The sequence below is a fragment of the Streptomyces sp. NPDC057697 genome (assembly GCF_042799335.1).
In the GTDB taxonomy this organism is placed as follows: Bacteria; Actinomycetota; Actinomycetes; order Streptomycetales; family Streptomycetaceae; genus Streptomyces.
The window spans coordinates 443,127-468,914 of the sequence record NZ_JBHVJA010000003.1; the positions used below are offsets into that span (position 1 = coordinate 443,127).

Here is a 25,788-nt window from a genome sequence, read left to right on the forward strand (position 1 = left end):
CGGACCCGGTCGTGTCGGAGCGGGCGGGACCGGGTCGGGTCGGGTCGGAGCGGGCCTGGCCGGGTCCGAGTGGTCCTGGCCCGGTCCGAGCGGGAGGCCGTCGGGCCCTTCGGCCGGGTCGGACCGGGTTCATCCGGTTCATCTGGCCCGTCCGACCTGCTCCGACCCGCCCCGCCCGGCGTGGACCCGGTCGGACCGGGTTCGTCCGGCCCCGCCCGGCCCCGTCCTGCCCGCCCGGACCCGCCCGGCGTGGACCGGGTCGGACCGGGCCGGGCCGGACGCGCGGTCCTAGGCGACCGGTGCCGCCCCGTTCCGCGAGACGGGCACGGCCGGGGCCTCCGGCGCCGCGCCGGTCACCGCGGAGACCGGGAGATCGGCCAGTCCCATCTCCTTGGCGGCGGCCAGCAGCTGCTGCACCTGGGCCGGTGCGACCCCGGCCCCCGGGGCCCGCATCATCCGCATCAGCAGCGCGGACACCGTCAGGTTCTGCACGTCGCCGGTGGACACCGAGCCCAGTACCCGGGTCAGGTCGTCCGTGAACGAGGAGGAGCCGTCGAGCCACGGGGCCGCGAGGGCCTTCGCGGTGTCCGAGTTCTCCATGAACCCGTCGAAGCTCTTGCCCATCGAGATGGCCGAGACCAGCCGGTCGAAGAAGACCGACTCCCCGCCGACGATGTCGATGTCGGCGTTCTCCAGGCCGGTGGCCAGCACCGTCGCCTGCGCCTCGGCCACCTGCCGCTGCACGTCGAGCCCGGCCAGCCGGATCTCCTTCTCCGCGGCGAGCCGCAGCCGGTACTCCTCGTGCCCGCGCGAGGCGTCGTCCAGCGCCGCCATCGCGGCCGCCTTCTCGGTCAGTCCCGCCGCCTCGGCCTTCAGCTTCTCACCGATCATCGCCGCGTCCGCCGTGGCCTGGGCCTGGGTGCCCTCGGCCGCAGCCAGCGCCTTGAGCCTGGCCCCCTCCGCCTCGGCCTTGAGCCGGGCGGACGTGGCCTCGGCCTCGGCGAGACCGGCCTTCTCGATGACGTCCGCCTCCGCGTCCCGCACCTGGACCTCCGCCAGGCCGGGCGCCGCGGACTCGGCCTGGACCCCCTCGGCCAGCCGCAGCTTGGCCTGGGCGTCCAGGTCGGCGGTCTTCAGCCGGGCCTCCGCGAGCGTCAGCTGTTCGGCGGCCAGGTGGGTGGCCGCGGCCTCGGCCGCCTCGGCGGCCTTGATGTCCTTGACCAGCTTCTCCTGGGCCTCCGCCTCGGCGGCGATGATGACCGACCTGCGGGTGCGCTCCGACTCCTCGACCGCCCGCAGCGTCTTGATCGACTCCTCCTGCTCGGCGACCGTACGGTCCACCGCGATCCGCTCGCGGATCACATCGGCGACCTCGCGGCGCTCGGCCTCGACCTCCTTCGTCGCGGCGATCCGGTCCAGCTCGGTCTGCCGCTCGCGCCCGATGACCTCGATCAGCCGGTCCTTCTCGATGCGCTCGTTCTCCACGGCGATGACGCGCTCGCGGTTCTTCTGCGCGACGGCGATCTCCCGGGCCTGGTTCTCGCGCTGGATGCCGAGCTGCTCCTCCGTACGGATGAACGCGGCCTGGGCGCCCAGCCGTTCCTCCTCCTGGACCTTGGCGGTGGCGGCCTCCTCGCGGGCGCGCAGCGTCTCGACCTCGCGGCGCTGCTTGATCTCGGCCTCGGCCTGCCGGCGCTCCAGCTCCAGGATTGTCTCGCGGGCGTCGACGTCCTGCCGGGTGATCTCCTTCTGCTCGGTGCGCTGGAACTCGTTGGTGCGCACATGCTCGATCGCCGTCAGCTCGGTGATCTTCCGGATGCCCTGGGCGTCGAGGATGTTGGCGCCGTCGAGCTGCGCCATCGGCGTCTGCTCAAGGAAGTCGATGGCGGCGTCGTCGAGGTGGTAGCCGTTCAGGTCCGTGCCGATGACCCGGATGATCCGGTCCCGGAACTCTTCACGCTTGGTGTACAGGTCGACGAAGTCCAGCTGCTTGCCGACGGTCTTGAGCGCCTCGGCGAACTTCGCGCCGAAGAACTCCTGGATCGCCACCTTGTCGCTGGCCCGTTCCGTACCGATCGACTGGGCGACCTTGATGACGTCCTCGACGGTCTTGTTGACCCGTACGAAGAAGTTGATGTGGATGTCGGCGCGGATGTTGTCCTGGCAGATCAGGCCCTCGCGCCCGGTGCGGCGGATCTCGATGGTCTTCACCGAGATGTCCATGGTCTCGGCCTTGTGCAGCACCGGCAGGACGACGGCCCCGGTGAAGGTGACATCGACCTTCTTGGTCTTGGAGATGATCAGCGCCTTGCCCTGCTCGACCTTGCGGAAGAGCCGGCTGATGACGAAGAGCAGGGCGACGGCGATGAGCAGGACGACGGCTACGAGCACACCGAAGCCCAGGGTGATGGCATCCATGACAGTCCTTGACGGCTGGTGAGGAAGATGAAGATGTGAAGGGACGGGGGTGCGGCGGTGCGGCGACGGGCGGCCCCGGTGGCGGGGCCCGTCGAGGGGCGGCGGCGCGGCGGGTGGCGCACCCGGCCGGAGCGCTCGGACCGTGCGGCCGGACGGTGCGTCCGGCGAGTGGTCCGGTCGGTCAGCCGGTGCGGCGCGGGTTCCGGCGCGACGCCGTGCGTGGTCGGGGCGTCGGCGGCCCCGGGTCCAGCGCCTTGTCGTAGGGCGAGACCCAGAAGAACTCGCCCTCGGCGTCGTACGCGTACAGCAGCCCCGCACTGCCCGCGGCGAGCGCGGTGGCGTCCGCCGGAGCGAGCAGCCTGACCTGGACGATCGCGGTGGAGCCGTCGTCCGCGGTGACCTCGGCCTGGCCGAAGTCGGCGCTCACGGTGCCGGTACGGACCGTGCAGACCCGCCCCAGGAAGTCCTGCCGCGATGGCGGCGGCTGGTCAGGGAAGCTCCGCCGGAAACAGCGCACCAGCACCCTCAGGACGATCCGGCCGATCAGCAGTGCCGCGACGAGCACCCCGCAGGCCGCGGCGGCCCGGGTGAGGCCGGTGACCCCGCTGCGGTGCACCAGGACCGTACCGGTGAGACTGGTGAACCAGCCGACGACGACCATCACGGACACCGAGACGGTGACCGGCACGCCGCCGATCCCGGCCATGCCGGTGCCGGTGCCGAGGTCGCCGTCGAAGGAATGGTGGTCGGCCGCGCCGATCAGTACGAGGAGCCAGAAGAAGACGACGACGGCCAGTGCGGCGCCGAACAGAACGGCGGGAAAGGCGGTCGCAGCGCTCAGGAACTCCCGCATCGGTCCACCCCCTTGACTTGCCGGGCGGCCGACGGTGACCCAGGTGCCGCGACACCGCCTGAAACGGTGCCGCAGCAGCCGGGTCTTCCCCCGTGTCCCCCCGTGTTTCCCCCGGTTGGTGCTGACCGGATCGTGTCACGGAGGCCACCGCGTCGCACTGCCGGATTCCGGCAATCTTTGCCCTTCCTTGATGCCGGGCACCGGCATCGGCAGGTATGCGTTGGACGAGTGTCGGAGTTGCGTCAGAACTGGAGGAGAACGCGTGCCGGAGCCGGAGATTCCCGATGAGGTTCTGGGGGACTATGCCCGCATCCTGGCCGATGTGGCCGCCACCGGCCGCCGTCTCAACCGGGACGAGTTGGAGGACCGCCGCCTGCTGGGCAAGGAGGCCGCGGAGGACGGATTCCAGCTGCGCGCCCTGGTGGTCCGTCATCTCTCGGCGACCCGCGCGGCCTGGCCGCTCACCTCGTCCGCCGACGGCGCGGCCACGGATTCCGTGCTGGCCGCGGTCGAGCAGGCCGTCGACGCCTTCGCGGAGGGCTTCGAGCGGGCCCAGCGGATGACGGTGCGCCGCGAGGAGGCGGCCCGCCGCGAGTTCATCGACGACCTGCTGTACGGGCGCAGCGATCTGGGCAGGCTCGCCGAGCGGGCCACCCGGTTCGGGCTGCGGCTCTCGCGGGCGCACGCGGTCGCGGTGGCCACGGGCCCGGAGGCGTACACGGAGACCGACTCCGTGCCGCGCACGGTCGAGGCGGCGCTGCTGGCCCGGTTCAGCGGCCGGAAGATCCTGCTCACCACGAAGGACGGGCGGCTGGTCTGCATCGCCCCCGGCAGCCAGCCCGACGTCCTGCGGTACTTCGCCAAGCAGTCGCACGCGGCGACGGACGGCGGCCGGGTCGCGGTGGGCCGCCCGCACCACGGGCCCGGCGGGGTGGTCCACTCCTACGACGAGGCGCTGGACGCGCTGGATCTGGCGGAGCGGATGGATCTGGACGACCCGGTGCTGTACGCCGCGGATCTGCTGGTCTATCCGGTGCTGACCCGCGACCGGCAGGCGATGGCCGACCTGGTGCGCAGTCAGCTGGGCCCGCTCCAGAAGGCCCGCGGCGGTGCCGAGCCGCTCCTGAAGACGCTCACGGTCTACTTCGACGCGGGCTGCGTGGCCGCCGAGACGGCCCGCCGGCTCTCGCTGAGCGTGCGGGCGCTGACCTACCGGCTGGAACGGATCAACCAGTTGACCGGCTCCGATCCGTCCGACCCGATGCACCGCTACACCTTGCAGACGGCGGTGATCGGCGCCCGGCTGCTGGACTGGCCGACCAAGGAGCTGTGACGGGGGCGGTGACGGGGGACCGGAAACAGGGCGAAGCGACGAGCCGTACGGAACGGAACGCGACCCCACGACACCCGGCCCGCGTCACCCCCGAGGCCCCGGGGCACGGTGACGGCCCGTCGGACGCCACAGGACCCCGCGTCCACCGGCGGGTGCCGTGGAGGCGGGGTCCGAAGAGGGTGGCCGGGGACGCACAGGGGGGAGTCGTGCGCCCCCGGCCCGCCGGGCGCGGCCGGTGGTCAGTCGGTCGCGCTTCTTCCGGCGGCTCGGGGCGGACCGGTGGGCCGGTCCGGTCGGTCGGTCCGGTGGGCCGGACCGTGGTCGGTCCGGTCGGGCCGGTCCGGCGGGGTGACCGCGCGGGGCTACAGGTCGAACTCGTGCGGCGGGAGGTCGAGCGCGAAGCACGCCTCCCGGACGACGGCCTGCTCCGACTTGTCGAAGTCACCGTCGGCGCCGCCGATGACGATGCCGATCTGGATGACGGCACGCGCCTCGGCGGGCTTCTTCTTCGCCTTGCCGATCTCCTGGAGCACGCTGACCTTGCCGAAGGCGAAGTCGGCGGTGAGCTTGTTCACGTAGTCGTTGAACCGGCGCTGGAGGTCGTCCGCCGGGAAGTTCTGCAGCACCTCGTTGGTGGCGATCAGCGAGGCGACGCGCTGGCGCTCGGACGGGTCGATGGAACCGTCGGCCGCGGCCACGAGGGCGCACATGGCCATGCTCGCGTCGCGGAACGCCCCGCTCTTCAGGTCGTTCTTCTTCGCTTCCAGCTGCGACTGCATCGACGAGGCGGATTCCTTGATCCGATCCCACAGTGCCATGACGTCTCCATACGTTGCGTTGCGGTGCGTTGCCGGATTGAAGCCAACTCTACAGACGTGTAGAAGTTAGCAGCAGCGGCGTCCGCTGTGTCCCGGGAACGGGCCCCGGGGGGCCGGCGGTCAGTAGGATGCTGCGACGCCGCGGCCGACGCGGCTTCACAGAAGGGCGGACCCCCCTGATGGACCCGGCCGGCTCCGGCCACCCGGACAACGAACCACCGCGCGACGGAGTGCCCGCTCCCGCGGATCCCCGCTCCGGCGCGGTGCTCCCCGGCAGCCTGGGTCCCGCAGGCCGCCGCCTGCGCAGGCGCGGCCAGGGCGAACTGGAGTCGCAGGTGCTCGCCGTGCTGCACTCGGCGAACGGCCCCGCGACGGCCGGGTGGGTCCAGGAGCACCTCGAAGGCGACCTCGCCTACACCACCGTCATCACGATCCTCTCCCGCCTCTACGCGAAGAGCGCCGTGACCCGGTCCCGCGAGGGCCGCTCCTACACCTGGACGCCCGCCTCCGACGAAGCCGGTCTCGCGGCCCTGCGGATGCGCCGCGTGCTGGAGGGCGAGCGGGACCGGTACGCCGTGCTCGCCCGCTTCATCTCGGCGCTCTCCCCCGGTGACGAGGACCGCCTGCGCGCGCTGCTCGCACGGGCGGACGCGCCGGACGATCCGGGGGACGGCCACGGCCCCCGTGACACGGAAGGCCTGTAGCCCGCCGATGGGTGTCTTCGTCTGTCTGCCGCTCGTGCTGCCGCTGACCGCGCTGCCGATCGCGCGCCTGGCCGAACAGCATCTGCACCCCCGCATCGCGACCCGGCTGCTCGCCGTCGTCGGCGCGCTGCTCGCCCTGTGCAGCACGTTGTGCCTGGGGCTGCTGATGGTGGTGGGCACCGCGCAGCTCCCGGGCAATCCGCTGCCGGACGGCTGGTCCGACCCCGAGGTGCGGGAGGCGGTGCCGTACGAGGAGAAGGCGGGCATCGTCGCGATCGGGGCACTGGCGGCGGTGCTGGTGGGGTGCGGGTGGACGGTCTGCCGTCATCTGCGGCTGCGGATCGGGGCGCGTCGCGCGCTGGCCGCCGCGCCTTCCGTCGTCTCCGGCGATGTCGCGGTGCTGCCGGACGCGGAGCCGTACGCCTACGCGCTGCCCGGGAGTCCGGGGCGGGTCGTCGTCTCGACCGCGATGGCCGAGTGCCTGGACGCCCGTGAGCGGCGGGCGCTGATCGCCCATGAGCGGGCCCATCTGGCCGCTCGGCACCACCGCTATCTGCTGGCCGTCCAACTCGCGGCGCGCGCCAACCCGTTTCTGCTGCCGCTGCGCACCGCGGTGTCGTTCAGCACCGAACGGTGGGCGGACGAGGAGGCCGCCTGCGCGGTCGGGGACCGGAGGGTGGTGGCGGTCGCGGTGGGCAAGGCGGCGCTGTACTCGCACCGCGCGCCCGACGTCTCGGCCGGTTTCGCGGCCTTCGCGGCCCCGGCGGGCCCCGTACCGCGCCGGGTGGAGGCGCTGCTCGCCCCCGTTCCGCCGGTCCGGCTGTGGCCGCCGTCCTCCGCCCATGTCGCCCTCGCGGCCCTGGTCGCGACGGTGGGCACGGCGGCCTCGGCGCTGTCGTCGCTCAACGCGACGGTGACCCTGGTGGGGATCCTGCACGCGGCGACCCCGCTGTGAACGGCACGGGCCCGGCGGACGACTGTCCACCGGGCCCGTACGTACGACCGCGAGGTTCCGCTCAGTCGGCGGAGGAGGCGAACTCCTCCTGGACGGTGGCCGCTGCGGGCGCCGGACGCGGAGCGGCGACCTCGCCGCTCCCCTTGCCGCCGCCGGCGTCACCCCGGCCGCGCCAGGCCTGGACGCGGGCCGCGACCGGCTGGGTCCAGCGTGCGGTGAGCGGTCCGACGATGACGAGGATCAGTACGTAGGCGGTGGCGATGGGCCCGATCCGGGGCTCGGTCGCCACGGCCAGACCGGCGATGACGATGGAGAACTCGCCGCGTGCGACGAGCGTCCCACCGGCCCGCCAGCGCCCGCGCGAACCGATCCCGGCCCGCCGGGCCGCGTACCACCCGGTGGCGATCTTGGTCAGGACGGTGACGATCGCCAGCAGGGCCGCCGGGAGCAGCACCGGCGGGATCGCGGACGGGTCGGTGGAGAGCCCGAAGAACACGAAGAAGACGGCGGCGAACAGGTCCCGCAGCGGCGTCAGCAGCTTGCGCGCCCCCTCGGCGACCTCGCCCGAGAGCGCGATCCCGACCAGGAACGCGCCGACGGCGGCGGACACCTGCAACTCCTGCGCCACACCGGCCACCAGGACGGTCAGCCCGAGCACGACCAGGAGCAGCATCTCCGGATTGTCGGAGGAGACCGCGCGGCTGATCAGCCGCCCGTGCCGCAGCGCGAGGTAGAGCACGAACCCGACGGTGCCGAGCGCGATGAGCAGGGCGATGCTGCCCCCGGCGAGGCCCACGCCCGCGAGCATCGCGGTGAGCAGCGGCAGATAGACGGCCATCGAGAGGTCCTCGATGACGAGCACACCGAGGATGACGGGTGTCTCCCGGTTGCCGAGCCGCCCGAGGTCGGTGAGCACCTTCGCGATGACCCCGGACGAGGAGATCCAGGTGACCCCGGCCAGGGCGACCGCCCCCACCGGCCCCCAGCCGAGCAGCAGCGCCGCCACCGCGCCCGGGGTCGCGTTGAGCACGAAGTCCACGGCTCCGGAGGGGTACTGGGTCTTGAGACTGGTCACCAGCTCCGACGCGCTGTACTCCAGACCGAGCAGGAGCAGCAGCAGGATGACGCCGATCTCGGCGCCGACGGCGGTGAATTCCTCACTGGCGCCCAGCGGCAGCAGCCCGCCCTCGCCGAACGCCAGCCCCGCCAGCAGATACAGCGGGATCGGCGAGAGCCCTATCCGCCCGGCGAAGCGGCCGATGATGCCCAGCCCCAGAATGACGGAGCCGAGCTCCACCAGCAGTGCGGTCGTGTCGTGCACGGTCAGCCCTCCGCAATGATCTCGGAGAGCGTGTCGACGCCCTCACGTGTTCCGACGACCACGAGCGTGTCCCCGATGGCGAGCCGGAAGTCCGGCCCGGGCGACGGATGCGCGCTGTGGGTCCGCAGCACCGCCACGATCGAGGCCCCGGTCCTGGTCCGCGCCTTCGTTTCCCCGAGCAGCCGCCCGCCGTACGGGGAGCGCGTCCCGAGGGGGATGTGCTCGGTGACCAGGTCGATGCCCTCGGTGCGTACGGCGTCGATGGGCGCGGCGTCGATGAGATGCGCGAGACCGGTGGCCTCCTGCGGCGTCAGGGGTACCGAGAGCCGGCACGAATCAGGGTCGTCCTGGTCGTAGAAGCCGATGAACCGCCGTCCGTCGTGGTGGACGACGACAGAGATGTGCTGGCCCGACTCGGTCGTGTAGTCGTACTGCACACCGACTCCGGGCAGCGTGGTGCGGTGGGTTCCCATGGCTTCCTCCCGAGGTGCGGCGGCTCTTGACGCACTTGGTGATCTCTTTATCCGGCCATTACCTTATCCGGAGGCTCCCGCCGCCTCCGGGGGTGCGGGGTTTTCGGGGGGTGTGCGGGGTGTTTCGGCGCGGCAGTACGCTCCGGCCCATGACCGAGAACGGGAGGCTCCTGGCGAACTCACGCGTCAACCTCGTGCCGGCGGTGTTGTCCCTGGCCAATCCCCCGTGGCAGCAGGCGGTGTGGCTCGACCCGTCGGCTTTCGAGAACGTGGACCACATCTTTCACACGCTCTTCGACGACTTCTGCGACGCCGACGAACCGGAGCGGTACCTCGGTGTCAGTCTGCGGACCGATGAGGAGGTCGCCCTCATGCGTCAGCTCGGCGCCGCCCTCTCCGCCGCGGCCTCCGAGGCCCCGGACGAGACCGACGAGCAGTACCTACGAGCGGCCGCATGGCCGCAGGTCGTGGCGGTGGCCGGCCGTCTCGCGCACGTCATGGTCGCGAACGATCTCGGCGAACTCGCCGTCCTGTACGACGCCGGCCCCGGGGCGGCGGCCACCGGACGATGACCCCGGTCCGGGTCCGTAATTCCCGGACCCGGACCCGGAGCGCGCTCCACAAGGAGCGGACGCCGCAAGGAAACCCGGACGTCAGGGGGTTCGGACGTCAGAGGTCCGGGTGTCAGGAGATCCGGACGTCCGACCAGTTCGTGGTCTTTCCGGCCTGGGTCCGGTTGTCGAAGCCGCCGTGGCCGTTGCCCCGGTTCAGCCAGGCGTGGCCGGAGTGGTCGAGGGAGATCAGGTCGGGGTGGCCGTCGCCGGAGAGGTCGAGGCCGCCGGTCACGTCCTTGTAGGAGGTGCCCCAGTCCTTGAAGACCAGGGAGCGGGGCTTGAAGGTGCCGGAGCCGGTGCCCCGGAAGCGCCACAGTTCGTTCGAGGCGTCCAGGGCCAGCAGGTCGTTCTTGCCGTCGCCGTCGAGGTCCCCGGCGGCCAGCAGCTTCTTGTAGCCGCCGAAGCCCGACCCGGCCAGCGCACGGGCCTTGAAGCCGCCCGCGCCGTTGTTGGCGTACATGTACAGCTTTCCGGTCGAGGCGGAACGGGTCAGCAGGTCGGGGCGGCCGTCGCCTGTCAGGTCGCCGGGGGAGAGGACGGTGTCGTAGCCGCTCCAGTCCGAGGAGACCCGGATGTGGGACGACTGCTGGTCGGGCAGCCCGCCGCAGACCGTCGGGTAGACGAGGGCCTCGCCCTTCGGGGAGCGGACGAACACGTCGTTGCAGCGGTCGCCGTCGAGGTCCCCGTACGGCAGCACCAGTGTGCCGGACGGCCAACTGGTGGTGCGCTTCCCGGCGGAGAGCTTCGTCGCGGTGCCCGAGTACACCTTCAGTCCGGTGCGGTCCCGGCCGAACAGGTCGGGCTTGCCGTCGTCGGTGTAGTCCCCCGGCACGGGCTGCGTGCGGCTGGTGGTCGTGGACTGCTGGACGCCGTCCAGGGCGATGCCGTTGGTGTCGGTCGGCCGGTACTCGTCCCACAGCGCGACGGGACGGCCGAGCGCGTCGGCCGCCACCTCGGGCGCCCCGGCGGACCGGGCGCCCGTCGCGCTCAGCCGCTGTGCGGTGGACCAGGTGCCGCCCTTGAAGACGGCGGCCATCGCGTACTCCGCGCCCGAGTAGCCCTCCCGCCACGTCACCGTGACCGTGCCGCCCGAGGTGGCGGCCGCGTCGACCGCGCGCACCTTCTTGTGCGTGGAGAAGGGCTGGGTGTACGGCTGCCAGGCGCCGGTGGCCGCCGAGCGCACCGCGTACCAGGGGCCGGTCGCGTAGCCGGGGCCACCCGCGACGAAGAGGTCGCCGTTGGGCAGGTGGACGGGGGTCGTCATCCCGGAGGTGCTGCCGTGGTCGGCTGCGGTCCGGGGGGTGCTCCACTGGGTGGCCCCGGCGGACCGGCGCGTGTGCATGAGGTGCGCGTCGTTGTCGTAGAACACGTCGAAGCCTCCCCGCGCCCCGGCGAACGCCCTCGGGCGCGCCAGGTCCACGCCCGGGACCGGGAAGTTCTTGACCGCCGTCCAGGCGGTGGCGCCGGGGGCCTTCTCCAGGGCGACGACGCCCTTGCTCGCCTGCCACTGCCAGACCACCAGGGCGGTGCCGTCCTCGGCGACGGCCAGGTCCAGGGCGGAGATGTCCCGGCTGCCGGAGGGCGGTTGCGTGTTGAGGTCCACCGGAGCGGACCACGCGGCCCGCGGGCCGGACTTCGTGGCGGCCTTCACCACACCGGAGACCGACCACACGGCGACCAGTCGGCCATCGGGGGCCGCCGCCAGGTGGTGGTAGCCCTTCTCGGGGACCGGCGCCACGTACTCGGACGCGGAGAAGGCGGTGGCGCCGGGCGCGAGGGTGGCCACCTTCAGCCAGTGGTTGCCGTGGTCGTCGGCGCGCGGGGCCCGCCAGACCAGGCGCACCGTGCCGTCTCCGAGCGCCACCAGCTCGGTGTTGTACCCGCCGGCGCCCGGCCAGGTCTGCGGGGCGAGCCAACGGGTGCCGCCCGCCGGACGGATCCGGGTGGAGCGGGAGAGCCCGTCGCCGGTGAGGGAGACGAGTGCGCCGTTCCCCGCCGACTCCAGCGCGTTCAGCCCGCCCGAGGCGGAGGCGGGGACAGGGCTCGCGGCATGCAGGGTGCGGGCACCCCACGGGCCCGGCGTGCGTGTCTCGACGGCGGCCGAGGTGGTGGAGGCGGCCGAGGTGGCGGAGGTGGCGGAGGTGGCGGAGGTGGTGGCGGTGGTGGCCGCAGTGGTGGCGGTGGTGGCCGTGCCTGCGGCGGCCGGGACGGCGGCCGCCAGGGCGAGTACGGGAGCGAGCGCGATGCCGAGCACCACGCGGTACGGCGGAGTCTGCGAAGTCATGGGAATGCCCCCCCCGGGCAGGCGTATCCGGTCCGTTGAGACGGATTCGCTGAACCGTTCGATCAAGTCAGGCGCAGCGTATATCAGCCAAGATCATCCCGTGTGTCGGATTCTCCGGCCCGATCGGAGGCGATCTCCCCGGGACGGGGCCGACGCCGTGGCGGTGCGCGGGAAGGCGCTCCCACCGCGCGACATCCTGCCGTCCCACGTAGTCAACAGGGGTATGGACGGGGACCACGGAACGAGAGAACAGGCGGGGGCCGAGTGAAATCAGCGCAGGAGGACCAGTACCTGGAGTTCGTGGCCGAGAGGGCGAAGGCGCTGTACCGGTCGGCGTACGTCCTCGCGGCCGGTGACACGCATCTGGCCGAGGACCTGGTCCAGGAGACCCTCAGCCGGGTGTACGTGCACTGGAAGCGGGTGGCCAGGGCGGACAGCCCGGCGGCTTACGCGCAGACGGTCCTGGTCCGCACCTCCCTCACCCTGCGGCGTCGGCGCAGCACCGGCGAACGTCCCACCGGGAACGTGCCCGACAGCGTGGCCCCCGGCCCGGACGCCGCACTGCGGCTCACCCTGCTGGACGCGCTCGGCCAACTCCCGCCCCGGGACCGGGCGGTGCTGCTGCTGCGCTACTGGGAGGACCGCAGCATCGAGGAGACCGCCCGGATGCTCAGGCTCAGCAGCGGCGCGGTCCGCTCCCAGGGCACCCGGGCACTCAACCGGGTGCGTGCCCTGCTCGGCGACAGCCTGTCCGACCTGGTGCCGCACTGAACGACGGTACGCACGGGCCGAGTTCGTCGCATGACCCCCATCAGAGACAGAAAAGGTGACGCCAGCATGCCGTTCGAAGCAGACCTCGCACACGCCCTGGACCGTACGGCCGACTCCCTCGACCCCGACCTCACCAGGATCACGGACGGAGCCGTCCAGCGCGGGCGGAGCCGCAGCAGGCGCCGGCGCCGGGTGGGCGTCCTCGCCGGGGTCGGTGCCTGCGCCGTGATCGCGGCGGGCGGCCTGGTGCTGCCCGGTGCGCTCGCCGGGCTCCGTTCCCCGGGCCCCGACATGGAACCGGTGGCGCTGGCGATGCCCCGGTCCGCGATCACCGGCACCCGGATGATCGACGCCGTGAAGAAGACGTTCCCCGGCAGCCGCTTCGGCCGGCAGCACGGACAGAGCAACGACCCCTCGAACCCGAACGGGGGGTGGGTCGCCAACGGCGAGGTGGACGTCGACGACGGGCACGGCGTCGCCGCCGTCGGTGTCTCGGCCCTGCGGCTCAAACTGCCGCTCGGCGACGGCTCCGGGCTGAGCTGCGACAACATGGCCGGGCGTGCCGACTCCGGTGACACCTGCGAGCTGAGCGAGCTGCCGAGCAGCGCCGCGCTTCCCGGCGGAGCCCTGGTGGTGTCGGAGAAGATCGCGGAGCGGCGGCCGATGGGTGCCGACTCCGTCCCCGACTCCGAGATCGCCCACCGCTGGACGACGACGGTGACCCTGAAGTCGACCGGCGCCCAGCTCCAGATGGTGCAGTGGAACACCGCAGGCGACTTTGGTGACGGGCACACGCCGAAGCCGACCCGTGACGCCCCTCCGCTCTCCCCGAAGCAGGCGGTGGCCGCGCTCACCGGCAGCGCCTGGGCCTCGATCCTCGGCGCCGTCGGCTGACTCCTCCCGTGCCGAGTGGCCGGAAGCCGGAAGGCGGAAGGCGGAAGCCGGAAGCCGGGCTCCCGGGGTGCTCGTCGCACCCCGGGCTTCTCGCGCCACGCCCGTTCCAGCGGCGTGCGCGATGCGGTGGCCGGGGCGTAGCGTCGAAGCCTCGCGGGCGCAGTCGTACACCGGCGCGATGGCAGCCACGGACGCGGCCGCGAAGGCAGCCACGAAGGCGGCCACGAGGGCAACGGGCGGAAGGGGCACGCATGGCGCGCAGTCGAGAGCTCAAGTTCCGGGCGGTCACATCGCTTCAGCGGCATGTGGTCAACCCGCTGGCCAGACGGTCGAAGTCGCAGATCCTGCTGGAGACCACGGGCCGCACCTCCGGCCTGCCGCGCCGGACCCCGGTCGGCGGCCGGCGCGTGGGCCAGGAGTTCTGGCTGGTCTCGGAGTACGGCGACAAGTCCCAGTACATCCGCAACATCCGCGCCGATCCCCGGGTCCGGGTCCGGATCGAGGGCCGTTGGTACGACGGGACGGCGCACCCGCTGCCCGAGGACGACGCCCGCGCCCGGCTCAGGACCCTCCCGCGCTACAACAGCACCGTCGTGCGGGCGGTGGGTACGAATTTGTTGACGGTACGGGTCGACCTGAAGAGTTGAACCCGGTGCGTGAACGTACGTGACCGAACGCGTACGTGCCGGACGTGTACGTGACCGGGCGCGTACGTGACCAGACGTGCACGTGCCCGGACGTGCACGTGCCCGGACGTGCACGTGCCCGGACGTGCACGTGCCCGGCTGGTCGTCGACCGGCCGGGCACGTACGGGTTACGGGTGTTGCCGCGGGGATCGGGATCAGTCGGTGATCTCGATCTTTCCCTCGGGCGCCGGGGCGGCCTGGGCGTCCGCACCCTGGGCGGGCAGGCCCGCCGGAGCGGTGTCCTTCCGGCCGCCCTTGAGGTTCTTCAGCAGCGCGGCGAGGTCGACTCCCGTGGTGGAGCTGAGGAGTTCCATGCCCTGGGCGACGTTGTCCGTGACCGTACGCGACAGCTGGCTCGCGCCGTCCGTCGAGATCACGGTCATCTTGTCGACCGCGCTCAGCGGCTCGGACGCCTTGGCGACGACCTGCGGCAGCACCTCGACCAGCATCTGGAGCACGGCCGCGTCGCCGTACTGCGCGAACGCGTCGGCCTTCTTCTGCATGGCCTCGGCCTCGGCCGCACCCTTCGCCGCGATGGCCGCGGCCTCCGCCTCGCCCTCGATGCGGACGGCGTCGGCGAGCGCCGAGCGGTGCAGCTTCTCGCCCTGACCGGTCAGACGGGAGCGCTCGGCGTCCGCCTCGGCCTCCTTGACCTGGGCGATCCGGCGGGCCTCTGCCTCCTGCTCGGCCTGGTAGCGGGCGGCGTCGGCGGGCTTGCGGACCTTGGTGTCGAGCTCGCGGTCCGTCAGTGCGGCCTGGCGCTGGGCGACCTTCTCCTGCTCCTCCAGGACCTCCTGCTGACGGGCGGCCTCGGCGAGCGGGCCCGCCGCGTTGGCCTTGGCCGCGGCGGCTTCCGTCTCGGCCTTGATCTCGGCCTGCTTGAGGTAGAAGGTCCGCTCCGCGATGGCGATCTCCTCGGCGGCCTTCAGCCGGGCCTGCTCGGAGGCCCGCTTGGCGATCGCCTCGGCGATGTCCGCCTCCTGCTTGGCGCGGGCGGCCTCGGGGCGGCCGAGGTCCTCCAGGTAGGAGCCCTCCGTGGTGATGTCCTGGATCTGGAAGGCGTCCAGGATCAGGCCCTGGCCGGAGAGGCTGGCCTCGGCCTCCTCGGCGACCTGCCCGGCGAACGCGGCCCGGTCACGGATGATGTCCTCGACCGACATGCGGCCGACGATGGCGCGCAGCGCGCCGGAGAGCACTTCCTGGGTGAAGCCGACGATGCCGTCCTGCTGCTGGAGGAAGCGCTGGGCCGCGGCGCGGATCGCTTCCTCGCTGCCGCCGACCTTGACGATCGCGACGCCTTCGAGGTTGGACTTCACACCGCGCAGGGTGACGGCGCCGCGCACCGCGATCGGGATGTGCCGGCTGGAGAGGTCCAGGGTGAACTTCTGCTGGACGAACGGGACGACGAAGACGCCGCCACCGACGACGACCTTCTGACCGCTGTTGTCGATGCTGGTGCGGCCGGTCACCGGGTCGGTCGACTTCTTGCCGCGGCGGCCGGTGATGATGAACGCCTCGCTGGGCCCGGCGACCTTGTAGCGGGTGATGACGACGAGGGCGAGCAGCACCAGGAGTACGACGACTCCGGCGACTGCGGTCACGACTGGGCTCATATGAGTGTCCTCCCTGCCTCCCTGCGGGGACGGCAGCTCGGTTTCGGGCGGTGTGCCGCGGCGCGGCACCGTGATCGGCTCGGGCGGTGTTCGGCGCCCGACGGGTCGGGGGCCGTGCTCGACGGGGCGGGTCCGGAGTCCTGGTCCTGGCTGCCGGGCTCAGTGCTCGACCGGACGGACCGCGACCGAGGTGGCCGACAACGCGGCCTCCACCCAGATCTCGGTTCCGCGTGCGACCGGTGCCGCGCTCTTCGCCGCCAGCTTCACGTGCTGGCCCGCGAGTTGGAGCAGGACCTCGCCGTAGCCGTCGGCGGGGATGGCCGTGACGACCGACCCGGACGTGCCGACCAGATCGTCGCCGCGCGGTGTGACGCTGGTCTGGTCCCGCATCAGGGCCCGGCTGAACTTCCAGGTCAGCCAGGCCGCTACGAGCCCGGCCACGACTCCGGCGGCGGTCGCGACGACCGTACCGGCGCCGGTGGTGCCGAGCACGATCGCGCCGCCGAAGCCGAGCATCGAGAGGAATCCCGCGATGACCGGCAGCGACAGGAGGCCGTCGAAGAGGCCGTCCAGCACACCGCCGAGGAGTCCTTCGAGGACCCCGTCGAAGATCAGGGACAGGACGAGCAGAACGATTCCCGCAATGCCGAGACCGAGAAACAAGGTCACGCGATCACCCTCCCCGAGCGCCGAGCCGAACGCCGAACGCCGAACGCCGAATGCCGAACGCCGAATGCCGAGCGTCGGTCTTCGCGCGTTGATCTTCGAACGTCGAAATCCCCCGAACATTTCCGTCGAACTGGCTGGATGATCCCATACGTACCCGGCAGCGCGTACTGCCGGGTTCCGGCAGACTTCTATGCGCCCTTGATGCCGGACAACTGCTCGGTCAGTGTGTCGAGCGACTGGTACGTGGCCCCCAGCAGCGCCACGTGCTTCCACCGCAGCACCCCGTCGGGGCCGATCAGGAAGATCGCCCGGCGCACTCCGATCCCCGGCGCCGTCACCCCGTACGCCCGCGCCGTCTCCCGCCCGGCGTCCGCGAGCAGCGGCATCCGCAGGCCGTGCGCGCGGGCGAACGACTCATGACTGTCCACACCCTGTGGACTGATTCCCCAGACCTCCGCGTCGAGGGCGGCGAAGGACTCCAGGCCCGAGGAGTACGAGCAGAGCTGCTTGGTGCACACGGCCGTGTTGTCGCCCGGGTAGAACGCGAGGACCACGGCACGGCCGCGCGCCGCCGCGAGGGTGTAGTCGCGGCGCTCGAACTCCTCGCCGGCGAGCAGGCCGCCCGGCAGTGTGAAGTCCGGTGCGGCCAGGCCGAGTTGCGGTGACGATCCCATGTCGTTTCCTCCGTGGTCCGGTACTGCCGGGTTTTCCCGTTCGGGTCCCCGTACAGCATGCTCGGTACCGGTCCGGCTCCCGCACCAGGAGGTACGCATGGCAGCACCGCCGTCCGCCGTCCGCCCGTCCGCCGCCGTGCTCCTGCTGCACGGCGGCGCGGAGACGGGCCTGGGCGCGCCGCTGCCCGGTCCGCTGAACCTGCCCGCCGTGCGGATGCGCCCGTTCGCCAGGTCCATCGCCGAGGCGACGCGCGGCGCGGGGCCCGGCGGTGGCGGCGTTCTCGTCCGCGCCGTCCGTTACGCCCACCGGGGCTGGAACGGCCCCCGCGCGGACCCGCTGCACGACGCGGTACGCGCCCTGGACGCGCTCGGGCGCGAGGCCGGGGAGATCCCGGTGGTCCTGGTCGGGCACTCGATGGGCGCCCGCGCCGCGCTGCGCGCCGCCGGTCATCCGATGGTGCGCGGGGTGGTCGGCCTCGCCGCGTGGTGCCCGGCGGACGATCCGGTCGAGCAGCTCGCGGGCCGTGATGTCGTCCTGCTGCACAGCACCCGCGACCGGATCACGAGCCCCCGCGCGTCCCAGCGCCTCACGGCCCGTGCCCGGTGCGCCGGCGCCCGTTCCTGTCTGGTCGCGATCCGGGGCGGCGACCACGCGATGCTCCGGCGCGCGGGGGCGTGGCAGGCGCTGACGGCCCGGACCGTCGCCGGTCTGCTGGGCCTGGGCCCGCTCCCCGGTCCGGTCGAGGCCGCACTCGGGCTCCCGCCGGACGCCTCGGCGGTGGCGGGCACCCTCGATCTGGACCTGCTGGAGGGGTGACGCCCACCCGGCCCGTCCCGCCCCTGCACCACGGCACCGCTGTGATACGGGGCGGTGCCGTGGTGCAGGGGCGGGGGAACGGGCGCACCCTGGGAGGGAGGTGATCGTCATGGTGATGACAACTGTCGGGTGGCATGTCGAACTGGAATTCGATGAGGACACCCATCGCACCCGTGCGGCCGCCATGGTGCGGCTTCCGGACGGTACCGAGGTGCGGGCCCATGGATATGCGAGCCGTCACCCCTCCGACGGCAACCAGCCGAGGGTGGGCGAGGAGATCGCGGGAGCCAGAGCGCTCAATGAGCTGGCGATGAAGATGCTGACGAAGGCGCACGACGAGATCGACGACGCGTCCGGCCGCACCTCGCATCCGCTGACCTGACCGGGACGGCCTGAGTTGGGACGACCTGACCGGGACGACCTGACCCGCGCTGGCCTGAGCCGGGCCGATCTGCCCCGGGCCGATCTGCTTCGGGCCGACCCGAGTCGGGCCGACGCCCACTGCGAAAGCGAGCGCGAGCGCGACCGCAGCCGTCGTACCCGCGACCGGGGAAGCGCACGCCGGACCGGGAAAGCGACCCCGCCACCGTTCCCCAGTCCCACCGCAACGCGCCCCCCCGCGACCGTGCTCGCCGCCACCACCGCCCCGGTCGCCGGTCTGCGGATGCGCGGCGGGGGTGGGCGGCCCACGATTGAGGGCCGGGCAGCGGGTGGTCCGCGCCCGCCGCAGGAGGTTGACGTGCAGGCTGATGCGGACGCCGACAGCCGGCTGCCGTTCGACCCCCGCGCCCTGGCGGCCCTGGTCGACGGCACCATGGCGGGGGTGGCCGTGCTCGACACCGGGCTGCGCTACCTCTATGTCAACCCTGCCCTCGAACGGATCAACGGCATACCGGCCGCCGAACACCTCGGGCGCACCGTCATCGAGGTCCTGCCGGGGCTCGACGCCCGCGAGGAGATGCTGCGGGCGGTGCTCGCCGACGGGAAGCCCCGCGAGATCACCGTCAGCGGCTTCACCGCCAAGGACGCCACGGTCCGGCGGTTCTGGCAGGGGGTCTTCCACCGTCTGGAGTGCGAGGGACGGGTCGTGGGCGTGGCCGGGATCGTGCTGGAGGTCATGCCCGCGGACCAGGAGCAGCGCGCGCTGGAGCAGGCCCGGCGCCATCTGACCCTGCTCGACACCGCGGCCGCCAGGATCGGCACCACTCTCGACATGGACACCACCTGTGCCGAGCTGGTGGACCTCGTCGTGCCGGGGCTGGCGGACATCGCGACCGTCGAGGTGTTCCCGCCCGATGTCGCCGCACCGGTCCGGCCCGCACCGCCCGGGGTGCTGCGGCTGCGCCGGGCGGCGCTGCGGGCCGTGCCCGCGCTCGGCGACGAGCTGCACGGCTTCGGGCTCACCGGCGAGTACATCGACTACCAGGAGGGCGCGGCCGTCCAGCGCTGCCTGGCCTCCAACCAGCCGGTGGTGGAGAACCTCACCCCCGACGAGCAGCTCGCCCGCTCCGCCCCCGGCCCCGAACGGCTTTCCGCCTACCGGGCCCTCGGGATGCACTCGGCGGTCATCGTGCCCGTCACCGTGCGCAGCGGTCCGCTGGGCGTCCTCGGCCTGATCCGGGCGGGCGACTCGCCGCTCTTCACGGACGAGGACGTGGTGATTGCCCGGGAGCTCGCCGGGCGGGCCGCCGTCGACCTCGACCATGCCCGCCGGTACGCCCATGAGCACACCATCGCCCTGGAGCTCCAGCGCTCCCTGCTGTCCGAGCCCCGTCCGCCGCATCCGCACATCGAGATCGCCACCCGCTATCTGCCGGCCGACCGGAGCGTGATGGTCGGGGGCGACTGGTTCGACGTGATCCCGCTGCGCGACGGGCGGCATCTGAAGGCGATGGGCGATGTGATGGGGCACGGGGTGGAGGCGGCGGTGGCGATGAGCCACTACCGCTCGCTGTTGCGGATGTTCGCCGACGACGAGCTGCCGCCGCACCGGATCCTGGAGCAGCTGGACCGGATGGTCGAACGGTCCGGTCTCGACCGGGCGGCGACCTGTCTGCTGGCCGTCGTCGACCGGCACGGCGGGGCGTGCGAGGTGGCGAGCGCCGGGCATCTGCCGCCGGTGCTGATCGATCCCCGGGCCGGGGCGAGGGTGTGCGAGGAGATGACGGTGGGGCCGCCGCTGGGCACCGGCTTCGGGGGGTACCGCACGACGCTGTTGGAGTTCGACCCGGGCACGGTGCTGTTCCTGTACACCGACGGGCTGGTCGAGCGGCGCGGCGAGGACATCGACGTCTCGGTCGGCCGCCTTGAGGAACTCGTCCTCCCGGAGGGCGGCAGCCTGGAGAACCTGCTGGACGACGTGCTGGAACGGTTCGGCCCGGGTGCCGAGGACGACATAGCGGTGCTGGCGTCCCGCTCCCGCAACCCGGGGACGGGGACGCACGACCCCACCTGACCCGGCCGGGCGGTGTCAGCCCAGCTCCAGGCTGGTGATGCCGAACAGGCCGGAGTGGTCGATGTCCGGCGAGGGCCCCGTGTACATCCGGGCGGTCTCGAACGACGGGGTGAGGCCCAGCTGTTCGGCCAGCCGCACCGCCGCCGGGTTGACGTCGGGCACGTCGACCGCGACCGGGACCCCGGGGTCGGCCGCCGCCAGCGTGCCGATCAGGGCACCGGCCACCTCGGCCGACTCCGCGTACACGGGACCGATGCGGGACGCCGCGCGGCAGGGCCGGATCACGGCCAGGCCGCACAGCTCCCCGTCGCGGACGGCGGCGAGCGAGGTGCGGGTGGGATGGGCGATCCACGGGGCGAGGAAGCTGTCGCGGTCGGCCGGGAAGAACCGGCGGTCGTAGGCGGCGAGCCGGTCGAAGGGGATGCTGCGGGCGTCGACGAGCGCGGTGCCCGCGGGGGCGGCCGCGCCGGTGGGCGGCAGACCTTCGTACCGCATGGTCGTCCACACGGAACGGAAGCCGGACTTGCGGTAGTTGGCCTGCTGGGCCACCACGCCGTCGAGGCCGACGTTCCGCCCGTCCAGCCGCGCCATGCCCGCCCGCCAGAGCCTGCTGCCGTATCCCTGGCCGCGCAGCTGCGGGCGGGTGAGGTAGAAGCCGAGGAACCCGGAGCCGGAGCCGTAGCGGACGACGGAGACGCAGGAGACCGGCTCGCCGTCGAGCCGGCCGATCAGGAAGCCGCGGGGGTCGGCGGCGAAGAAGGCGTGGCGGTCGGTCAGCCCCGGGTTCCAGCTCTCCTCGTGGGCCCATTCGGCGAGCATCGTGAGGTCGTCGGCGCTTGCGGTGGTGATCTCGAAGTTCGGCACGGGGCACCTGTACCCGTCGCGAAGCCCCTTTCAACGGCGCGCGCGGACGGGCGGAGCCGTGTCCCCCCAACGAGTGACCCGGATCGGGCGGGCGCTCACACGAGCAGGAACGCCCCCGCCGTCGCGGCCCCCAGCGACGCCCCGGCGACCGTCTGCATCACCGTGTGGTAGCGGAGCGCCACCCGTGACCAGCACACGGCGAGGGTCATCGTGTACCCGAGCAGCCACCACGGCGAGTGGACCGCGGCGAGCAGGGCGACGACGGACGAGGCGACGGCGGCGTCCACCGAGATCTTCCAGACCGTGTTGACGGCCAGCAGGATCACGGTCATCGCCCAGAGGGCGAGCATCGCCACGAGGATGCCGGTGGGGGCGCGGCCCAGGACCATCACCACCGAGCCGGTGCCGATGGAGCCGAGGATGACGAAGAAGATCGGGGCCCGCTTGGTGCGGTCGACGACATGGCGGTCGCCCCAGGTGCCGCGCCCGCGCTCCCATTCGATGTACCCGGCGGGTATCAGGCCCGCGCACAGGGCGCCGAGGAATCCCCAGAGCAGGCCGGTCCAGTGCCCGGCGGCGGCCAGGCCGATGCCGAGCATGCCGATCAGCAGGACGTTGCGGGGCTGGAAGACGTCGGTGACGGTGCGCGCGGTGGCGTTGTCCGGCGACGTGGGGGCGTCTGCGGTGTCCGCGGTGTCGGTGGGGGTCATGCTGTCTCCTCGGTGGCGGCCGTACGGGCCGGGCCGGTGGTCTCGGCCGCCGTGGAGGGGCCGGGCGTGGCGGACGGGATGGACGGGGCGGAGGGGCCGGACGTGGCGTCGGCCAGCACCCGCGCGGCCCGGTCCTGGGGGACGGTCCGGTACGCGGTGGCCACCCGGACCAGCCAGGCCACCTCGCCGTCCTGGTCGGTGGCGTGCTGGGTCTCCACCTCCGCGGCGGTGGAGGCGGTCGCGCCGTTGTTCTTGGCGATGAGCGCCGCCTTGATCCAGTACGCCTCGGCGAGCGGGCCCGCCCGGTCCGCGTCCGACGCGGCTCCGCCCGTCACGGCTCCGCCCGTCACGGAACCACCCGCCGCACCGTCCGCGGCGGCGGCCTTCGCGGCGGGGAGCAGGGTGTCGGGCACGTAGTGGCGCAGCTTCTCCACCGCGTCCGCGATGTCGGCGGCCCAGCGGTCGACCCGCAGATCGGCGGGGGTGTCGAAGCGGGTGAGCTCGCGGGTCAGCGAGGCCGGGGGGTCGAAGGGCTGCTCGGGGAACGCGGTCATCAACTCGCGCCAGAGACCGTGCAGTTTGACCTGGGCCCGCCACAGCTTCGCGCGCCGCTGCCCCTTGCTGAGGGCGGGGATGGAGGCGCCCAAGGCGAAGAAGGCGAACAGCACCACCTGCGCGGCCTCGGTGATCTCGTCGAAGCGGAGCGCGAAGGACTCGCTCGGGGTGTCGATGACGCTGGCCCACAGGAACAGGGTGCGGCTGACGGTGTAGCCGACCCCGATGAACATGGCGAACGTCATCATCCCGAGGCCGATCCGCAGATGCCGCATCCCGGCCCCGGCGGTGGCCAGCGCCCACTGGTACGCGCAGACGGCGGAGGCGGCGCCGAGGTAGAGGTAGAAGACGCTCATGTACAGCGTGGCGCCCCACTGCCCCGCGTGGTCGGCGACGAACCGGTCCGAGGGGACGGAGCGGTCGACGACGGTGAAGAACAGCACCGTCAGCAGGATCAGCGTGGCGATCGACGCCTTCGCCGCCACCTGCTGGATGGCACGGGCGAACCGCACATGGCGCGGCACGGTCCCGGCGTCGGGGTACTGGCCGTAGATCGCCACGATGTAGCTGAGGATCGCCAGGATCGCGATCGTCGCCGTGTAGTGCTTGATCAGTACGGCGAGGTCGGTGACGGCGCTGTCGTTGAGCCCGATGCGCACCGCCCGGGTCTTGGTCCACAGGGCCGCGGCGAAGCCCGCGTAGCAGCCCCAGAGGGCCCGGCGGCGCTTGTCCTCCTCGTTGCCCCAGAGGGCGGCGGGCATGCGCCAGAGGGCGACGGCCGTCATCAGGACGGCTATGAGGTAGCCGGCGAGGTCGAGCGGGGTCACGGCGGAGTCCTTGGGGTGGGGGACGGGGACGGGGGACGTGCGGTGTTCAGGTGCGGCGGAACAGGCCCCGGCGGCGGTTGGCGACCGGACGGGAGAGGGAGTTGGCCAGCCGACCCACCATGTCGTCGCTCGTCACGTCCATGGCCATGCGCGGGATGAGCGAGGCGCCGAACTCGGCCATCCGCTCGTCGTGCGTGTCGTACTGGGCGCGGGCCTGCACGGTGCCGTCCCCGGACCGGAGCGCGTCGGCGATCTCGGCCACGACGGGCGACGGTGGCGCGGGCCGCGGCGGGGGTTCGGTGCCGAGGACCCGGGTGATCAGCGAGGTGTCGAAGACCGGCAGCAGCCGCCGCAACTGCTCCGGGTCGAGCGAGGTGCCGTGGTCGAACCACTCGTGGCACAGCTCGTGCAGGATGACGTGCTGGGTCTGGTAAGCGGTCGGCCTGCGGCGGTAGAGCACGAAACTGGTCCCGCCGGTCTTCAGCCGCAGCCCGCAGGCGGCGTTGACGCGGGCCAGCCGGTCGGGCATCTCGTGCAGCACGATGGTCCGGCCCCGGGCGGCCTCCATGTTCGCCACGAGCGCCTCTATGGAGAAGGGCGCGGGGATGGGCAGGTCGGCGAGCCCGGCCTCGCATTCCTTGCGTAGTTCGCGCAGGGACATGGAGGGCTACTTCTCCGGCTCGCCGGGGGCACCGCTGTCCGCCGCGCCCTGCCGGCCCTTGGCGTCCTCCAGCAGGGAGAGCGCGAACTGGAGCAGCTCCGGCGGGAGGCCGTCCTCGTCGAGGCCGCGCCCGGCCACCCCGCTGATCTCCCCGGTACGCCGCATCGCGAGGAACTGGAGACCGGCGACGACGTCGTCGACGACCTCGGACTCCTCCTTGAAGAACCGCCAGTCCACGCCGAAGCCCAGACCGAGCGCCTTGAGAATGTCCTCGGAGGGCTGGGTGACCTTTCCGGCAAGGATGTTGGAGAAGTAGCTGTGGGAGAGCGATCCGCCGCGTTCCTTGACCAGATCGGCGAAGACCCGCCCGGAGATCTTCTGGCCGGGGAACGTCTTCTCCACCATGTACTCCACCTTCTGCTGCAACGTCCGCAGCTCCGGTGTGCGTTCCTCGACGCTGTCCATCCGGCCCCCCACGTATCCGCTCCCGTCCGATCGGCTTCACGGTCGTCGATTCGGCCAACGGGCTCGTACTGTAACGAACCCTGACGTGGCGTCCTCCGTGCGGTAGGTGGTACGGGAACGGGCTTGCGCAAACACGCTACGTCACTGTTAACTCGAAAAAACACGGGCAGGGGACCACGAGGGGAGTCCCCTGCCCGTGAAATCGACGGGTCCGCGCGAATTCGGTGCGGACAAAAGGTGCATGACGCACACACAGGGTGTGCGGGCATAGATGTAGCCCTTCACGACGGGGGATGCGTGAAGGGCTACACGCATGCATTATGACTGCTGGTCAGGCCGTCATCAACTGTCTGCCGGGACAGAAACGGCGTGGGAGCGGGTCCATGGGGCGCGGCGCGGCGGCCCGGGGCGGACGGAGGCCCGCCGCCGAGGGTCGGTGCTCCGTCCGCCCGTATGGCATCCGGCAGCCGGTGCGGAATTCGAGGCGAGGGCCGGTGCGGCATTCCTTACGGGGTTCGACGGTAATTCCTTCTCTGTGCATGTCTGCACGCATGTCTGCACGCATGTCCGCGCGCATGTCCGCACGCATTTCCATATGGCTTTCCGCGTGCCTTTCTGTGCGCCTCTCCATGCGCATTTGTGTGAGCGGCTTCCCGCTGTATTTATTTCGCATTCCCTCCGTATCGATCCGGGAGAGAAAATGGTTCGATACGGTGGAATTTCTTGCCGTGCCCGCTTGATCCCGTCGTGCTATTCTGGAAGCAGTTGCAGTTGTGGTTCCCGAAGCTTCAAGTGCCTCCCCCGGCCGCCTGTGCCGAGGGTTGCACCTGTGTGTTTTCCGGTGCTTTTCCGGATGGGGTAATCATCGCGGCGACGCGGGATTCGCACCGTGCGCATCCCCGGATACTGCCCCCCATGAAGGAGACAGAACATGGCTACTGGCACCGTCAAGTGGTTCAACGCGGAAAAGGGCTTCGGTTTCATCGAGCAGGACGGCGGCGGCCCCGACGTCTTCGCCCACTACTCGAACATCGCGGCCACCGGCTTCCGTGAGCTCCAGGAGGGCCAGCGGGTGAATTTCGATGTCACGCAGGGCCAGAAGGGCCCGCAGGCGGAGAACATCACCCCTGCCTGATTCCGCCGCTCCGGCGCCGTCGCGCTGCGACGACTTGCACGACCGGGACTCGCACCTCCGGGTGAGGGCCCCGGTTCGTTGTTGTCCGCCGACCGGCCCGAGCCGCCCCGAATTCTTGCGCAGCCGGGCTTCGTCCGGGCTTCGCCCAGGCTTGTCAACGGCCCGTTCTTGCGATTCCTGTGCCGCCCGCCGCCGCAGCGAATTCCTCGATACGCGCC

24 protein-coding genes and 1 pseudogene are annotated in these 25,788 nt (G+C 72.1%); 11 read left to right on the forward strand and 14 right to left on the reverse strand.

What is annotated here, in order from left to right:
* Positions 1–288: 288 nt before the first annotated feature.
* Together ACFVFH_RS11800 and ACFVFH_RS11805 are read right to left on the reverse strand one after the other, a co-directional pair.
* Positions 289–2,418: a flotillin family protein gene (locus ACFVFH_RS11800; protein ID WP_383766146.1), complete on the reverse strand. Its 2,130-nt coding sequence runs from the start codon at positions 2,416–2,418 to the stop codon at positions 289–291.
* A 181-nt stretch (positions 2,419–2,599) separates the two neighbouring features.
* Entirely contained in the window at positions 2,600–3,271 is a 672-nt protein-coding gene (locus ACFVFH_RS11805; protein WP_383766148.1) for a hypothetical protein, read from the reverse strand.
* A 262-nt stretch (positions 3,272–3,533) separates the two neighbouring features.
* Here ACFVFH_RS11805 and ACFVFH_RS11810 point away from each other — a divergent pair, with 262 nt between their 5' ends.
* Positions 3,534–4,604, forward strand: a complete 1,071-nt coding sequence (locus ACFVFH_RS11810; RefSeq protein ID WP_383766150.1) for a PucR family transcriptional regulator — start codon at positions 3,534–3,536, stop codon at positions 4,602–4,604.
* A 362-nt stretch (positions 4,605–4,966) separates the two neighbouring features.
* Here ACFVFH_RS11810 and ACFVFH_RS11815 read toward each other — a convergent pair whose 3' ends face one another.
* Positions 4,967–5,422 (reverse strand): tellurite resistance TerB family protein, encoded by a 456-nt coding sequence (locus ACFVFH_RS11815; RefSeq protein ID WP_189543223.1) that lies wholly within the window; start codon positions 5,420–5,422, stop codon positions 4,967–4,969.
* A 263-nt stretch (positions 5,423–5,685) separates the two neighbouring features.
* Between ACFVFH_RS11815 and ACFVFH_RS11820 the strand changes: the two genes are divergently transcribed.
* Positions 5,686–6,126, forward strand: a complete 441-nt coding sequence (locus ACFVFH_RS11820) for a BlaI/MecI/CopY family transcriptional regulator (RefSeq protein WP_383766792.1) — start codon at positions 5,686–5,688, stop codon at positions 6,124–6,126.
* 7 nt (positions 6,127–6,133) lie between these two features.
* The gene (locus ACFVFH_RS11825) at positions 6,134–7,081 is read left to right on the forward strand and encodes a M56 family metallopeptidase (RefSeq protein WP_383766152.1); all 948 of its coding nucleotides are present in this window, start codon (positions 6,134–6,136) and stop codon (positions 7,079–7,081) included.
* Positions 7,082–7,142: 61 nt separating this feature from the next.
* Here the strand turns inward: ACFVFH_RS11825 and ACFVFH_RS11830 are convergent, their stop codons facing one another.
* Positions 7,143–8,402, reverse strand: coding sequence for a cation:proton antiporter (locus tag ACFVFH_RS11830; protein WP_383766154.1), 1,260 nt, complete (start codon positions 8,400–8,402; stop codon positions 7,143–7,145).
* Positions 8,403–8,404: 2 nt separating this feature from the next.
* Positions 8,405–8,875 carry a cation:proton antiporter regulatory subunit gene (locus ACFVFH_RS11835; RefSeq protein WP_383766156.1) on the reverse strand — a complete coding sequence of 157 codons (471 nt, stop codon included), beginning with the start codon at positions 8,873–8,875 and terminating at the stop codon, positions 8,405–8,407.
* Between the two features lie 149 nt (positions 8,876–9,024).
* Between ACFVFH_RS11835 and ACFVFH_RS11840 the strand changes: the two genes are divergently transcribed.
* Positions 9,025–9,447, forward strand: a complete 423-nt coding sequence (locus ACFVFH_RS11840) for a hypothetical protein (protein ID WP_383766157.1) — start codon at positions 9,025–9,027, stop codon at positions 9,445–9,447.
* A 112-nt stretch (positions 9,448–9,559) separates the two neighbouring features.
* Here the strand turns inward: ACFVFH_RS11840 and ACFVFH_RS11845 are convergent, their stop codons facing one another.
* Entirely contained in the window at positions 9,560–11,773 is a 2,214-nt protein-coding gene (locus ACFVFH_RS11845; RefSeq protein ID WP_383766159.1) for an FG-GAP repeat domain-containing protein, read from the reverse strand.
* A 264-nt stretch (positions 11,774–12,037) separates the two neighbouring features.
* On the opposite strand from ACFVFH_RS11845, the gene ACFVFH_RS11850 reads away from it, so the two are divergent.
* The 3 genes from ACFVFH_RS11850 to ACFVFH_RS11860 all read left to right on the forward strand — a co-directional run bounded on the left by ACFVFH_RS11850 (position 12,038) and on the right by ACFVFH_RS11860 (position 14,085).
* Complete coding sequence (locus ACFVFH_RS11850; RefSeq protein ID WP_383766160.1) at positions 12,038–12,544, forward strand: SigE family RNA polymerase sigma factor; 507 nt, start codon at positions 12,038–12,040, stop codon at positions 12,542–12,544.
* Positions 12,545–12,610: 66 nt separating this feature from the next.
* The gene (locus ACFVFH_RS11855) at positions 12,611–13,438 is read left to right on the forward strand and encodes a hypothetical protein (RefSeq protein WP_383766162.1); all 828 of its coding nucleotides are present in this window, start codon (positions 12,611–12,613) and stop codon (positions 13,436–13,438) included.
* 251 nt (positions 13,439–13,689) lie between these two features.
* Complete coding sequence (locus tag ACFVFH_RS11860) at positions 13,690–14,085, forward strand: nitroreductase/quinone reductase family protein (RefSeq protein ID WP_383766163.1); 396 nt, start codon at positions 13,690–13,692, stop codon at positions 14,083–14,085.
* Between the two features lie 195 nt (positions 14,086–14,280).
* Here the strand turns inward: ACFVFH_RS11860 and ACFVFH_RS11865 are convergent, their stop codons facing one another.
* The 3 genes from ACFVFH_RS11865 to ACFVFH_RS11875 all read right to left on the reverse strand — a co-directional run bounded on the left by ACFVFH_RS11865 (position 14,281) and on the right by ACFVFH_RS11875 (position 17,081).
* Complete coding sequence (locus ACFVFH_RS11865; RefSeq protein WP_383766165.1) at positions 14,281–15,738, reverse strand: flotillin family protein; 1,458 nt, start codon at positions 15,736–15,738, stop codon at positions 14,281–14,283.
* Positions 15,739–15,897: 159 nt separating this feature from the next.
* The gene (locus tag ACFVFH_RS11870) at positions 15,898–16,407 is read right to left on the reverse strand and encodes a hypothetical protein (protein ID WP_383766167.1); all 510 of its coding nucleotides are present in this window, start codon (positions 16,405–16,407) and stop codon (positions 15,898–15,900) included.
* Positions 16,408–16,595: 188 nt separating this feature from the next.
* Entirely contained in the window at positions 16,596–17,081 is a 486-nt protein-coding gene (locus ACFVFH_RS11875) for a peroxiredoxin (protein WP_383766169.1), read from the reverse strand.
* Positions 17,082–17,178: 97 nt separating this feature from the next.
* Between ACFVFH_RS11875 and ACFVFH_RS11880 the strand changes: the two genes are divergently transcribed.
* From ACFVFH_RS11880 to ACFVFH_RS11890, 3 genes are all read left to right on the forward strand, one after another.
* A complete protein-coding gene (locus ACFVFH_RS11880; RefSeq protein ID WP_383766170.1) occupies positions 17,179–17,898 on the forward strand; it encodes an alpha/beta hydrolase in 720 nt (239 codons plus the stop codon).
* 109 nt (positions 17,899–18,007) lie between these two features.
* The gene (locus tag ACFVFH_RS11885) at positions 18,008–18,280 is read left to right on the forward strand and encodes a DUF1876 domain-containing protein (RefSeq protein ID WP_383766172.1); all 273 of its coding nucleotides are present in this window, start codon (positions 18,008–18,010) and stop codon (positions 18,278–18,280) included.
* 357 nt (positions 18,281–18,637) lie between these two features.
* Positions 18,638–20,353 carry a SpoIIE family protein phosphatase gene (locus ACFVFH_RS11890; protein ID WP_383766174.1) on the forward strand — a complete coding sequence of 572 codons (1,716 nt, stop codon included), beginning with the start codon at positions 18,638–18,640 and terminating at the stop codon, positions 20,351–20,353.
* 15 nt (positions 20,354–20,368) lie between these two features.
* Here ACFVFH_RS11890 and ACFVFH_RS11895 read toward each other — a convergent pair whose 3' ends face one another.
* From ACFVFH_RS11895 to ACFVFH_RS11915, 5 genes and pseudogenes are all read right to left on the reverse strand, one after another.
* Positions 20,369–21,217 (reverse strand): GNAT family N-acetyltransferase, encoded by an 849-nt coding sequence (locus ACFVFH_RS11895; protein ID WP_383766175.1) that lies wholly within the window; start codon positions 21,215–21,217, stop codon positions 20,369–20,371.
* A 95-nt stretch (positions 21,218–21,312) separates the two neighbouring features.
* Complete coding sequence (locus tag ACFVFH_RS11900) at positions 21,313–21,927, reverse strand: hypothetical protein (protein WP_383766176.1); 615 nt, start codon at positions 21,925–21,927, stop codon at positions 21,313–21,315.
* 80 nt (positions 21,928–22,007) lie between these two features.
* Positions 22,008–23,309 (reverse strand): annotated as a pseudogene (locus ACFVFH_RS11905) (MAB_1171c family putative transporter); the annotation flags it as partial.
* 46 nt (positions 23,310–23,355) lie between these two features.
* Positions 23,356–23,970, reverse strand: coding sequence for a toxin (locus ACFVFH_RS11910; RefSeq protein WP_383766178.1), 615 nt, complete (start codon positions 23,968–23,970; stop codon positions 23,356–23,358).
* Positions 23,971–23,976: 6 nt separating this feature from the next.
* Complete coding sequence (locus ACFVFH_RS11915) at positions 23,977–24,435, reverse strand: hypothetical protein (protein WP_383766180.1); 459 nt, start codon at positions 24,433–24,435, stop codon at positions 23,977–23,979.
* 931 nt (positions 24,436–25,366) lie between these two features.
* Between ACFVFH_RS11915 and ACFVFH_RS11920 the strand changes: the two genes are divergently transcribed.
* The gene (locus tag ACFVFH_RS11920; protein WP_093547863.1) at positions 25,367–25,570 is read left to right on the forward strand and encodes a cold-shock protein; all 204 of its coding nucleotides are present in this window, start codon (positions 25,367–25,369) and stop codon (positions 25,568–25,570) included.
* Positions 25,571–25,788 lie beyond the last annotated feature (218 nt).

Coding starts and splice junctions, on each gene's coding strand:
- ACFVFH_RS11825 (WP_383766152.1), top strand. CDS start 6,134: ATGGGTGTCTTCGTCTGTCTGCCGCTCGTGCTGCCGCTGACCGCGCTG.
- ACFVFH_RS11845 (WP_383766159.1), bottom strand. CDS start 11,773: ATGACTTCGCAGACTCCGCCGTACCGCGTGGTGCTCGGCATCGCGCTC.
- ACFVFH_RS11885 (WP_383766172.1), top strand. CDS start 18,008: ATGGTGATGACAACTGTCGGGTGGCATGTCGAACTGGAATTCGATGAG.
- ACFVFH_RS11815 (WP_189543223.1), bottom strand. CDS start 5,422: ATGGCACTGTGGGATCGGATCAAGGAATCCGCCTCGTCGATGCAGTCG.
- ACFVFH_RS11860 (WP_383766163.1), top strand. CDS start 13,690: ATGGCGCGCAGTCGAGAGCTCAAGTTCCGGGCGGTCACATCGCTTCAG.
- ACFVFH_RS11875 (WP_383766169.1), bottom strand. CDS start 17,081: ATGGGATCGTCACCGCAACTCGGCCTGGCCGCACCGGACTTCACACTG.
- ACFVFH_RS11835 (WP_383766156.1), bottom strand. CDS start 8,875: ATGGGAACCCACCGCACCACGCTGCCCGGAGTCGGTGTGCAGTACGAC.
- ACFVFH_RS11805 (WP_383766148.1), bottom strand. CDS start 3,271: ATGCGGGAGTTCCTGAGCGCTGCGACCGCCTTTCCCGCCGTTCTGTTC.
- ACFVFH_RS11865 (WP_383766165.1), bottom strand. CDS start 15,738: ATGAGCCCAGTCGTGACCGCAGTCGCCGGAGTCGTCGTACTCCTGGTG.
- ACFVFH_RS11915 (WP_383766180.1), bottom strand. CDS start 24,435: ATGGACAGCGTCGAGGAACGCACACCGGAGCTGCGGACGTTGCAGCAG.
- ACFVFH_RS11855 (WP_383766162.1), top strand. CDS start 12,611: ATGCCGTTCGAAGCAGACCTCGCACACGCCCTGGACCGTACGGCCGAC.
- ACFVFH_RS11800 (WP_383766146.1), bottom strand. CDS start 2,418: ATGGATGCCATCACCCTGGGCTTCGGTGTGCTCGTAGCCGTCGTCCTG.
- ACFVFH_RS11880 (WP_383766170.1), top strand. CDS start 17,179: ATGGCAGCACCGCCGTCCGCCGTCCGCCCGTCCGCCGCCGTGCTCCTG.
- ACFVFH_RS11920 (WP_093547863.1), top strand. CDS start 25,367: ATGGCTACTGGCACCGTCAAGTGGTTCAACGCGGAAAAGGGCTTCGGT.
- ACFVFH_RS11840 (WP_383766157.1), top strand. CDS start 9,025: ATGACCGAGAACGGGAGGCTCCTGGCGAACTCACGCGTCAACCTCGTG.
- ACFVFH_RS11900 (WP_383766176.1), bottom strand. CDS start 21,927: ATGACCCCCACCGACACCGCGGACACCGCAGACGCCCCCACGTCGCCG.
- ACFVFH_RS11910 (WP_383766178.1), bottom strand. CDS start 23,970: ATGTCCCTGCGCGAACTACGCAAGGAATGCGAGGCCGGGCTCGCCGAC.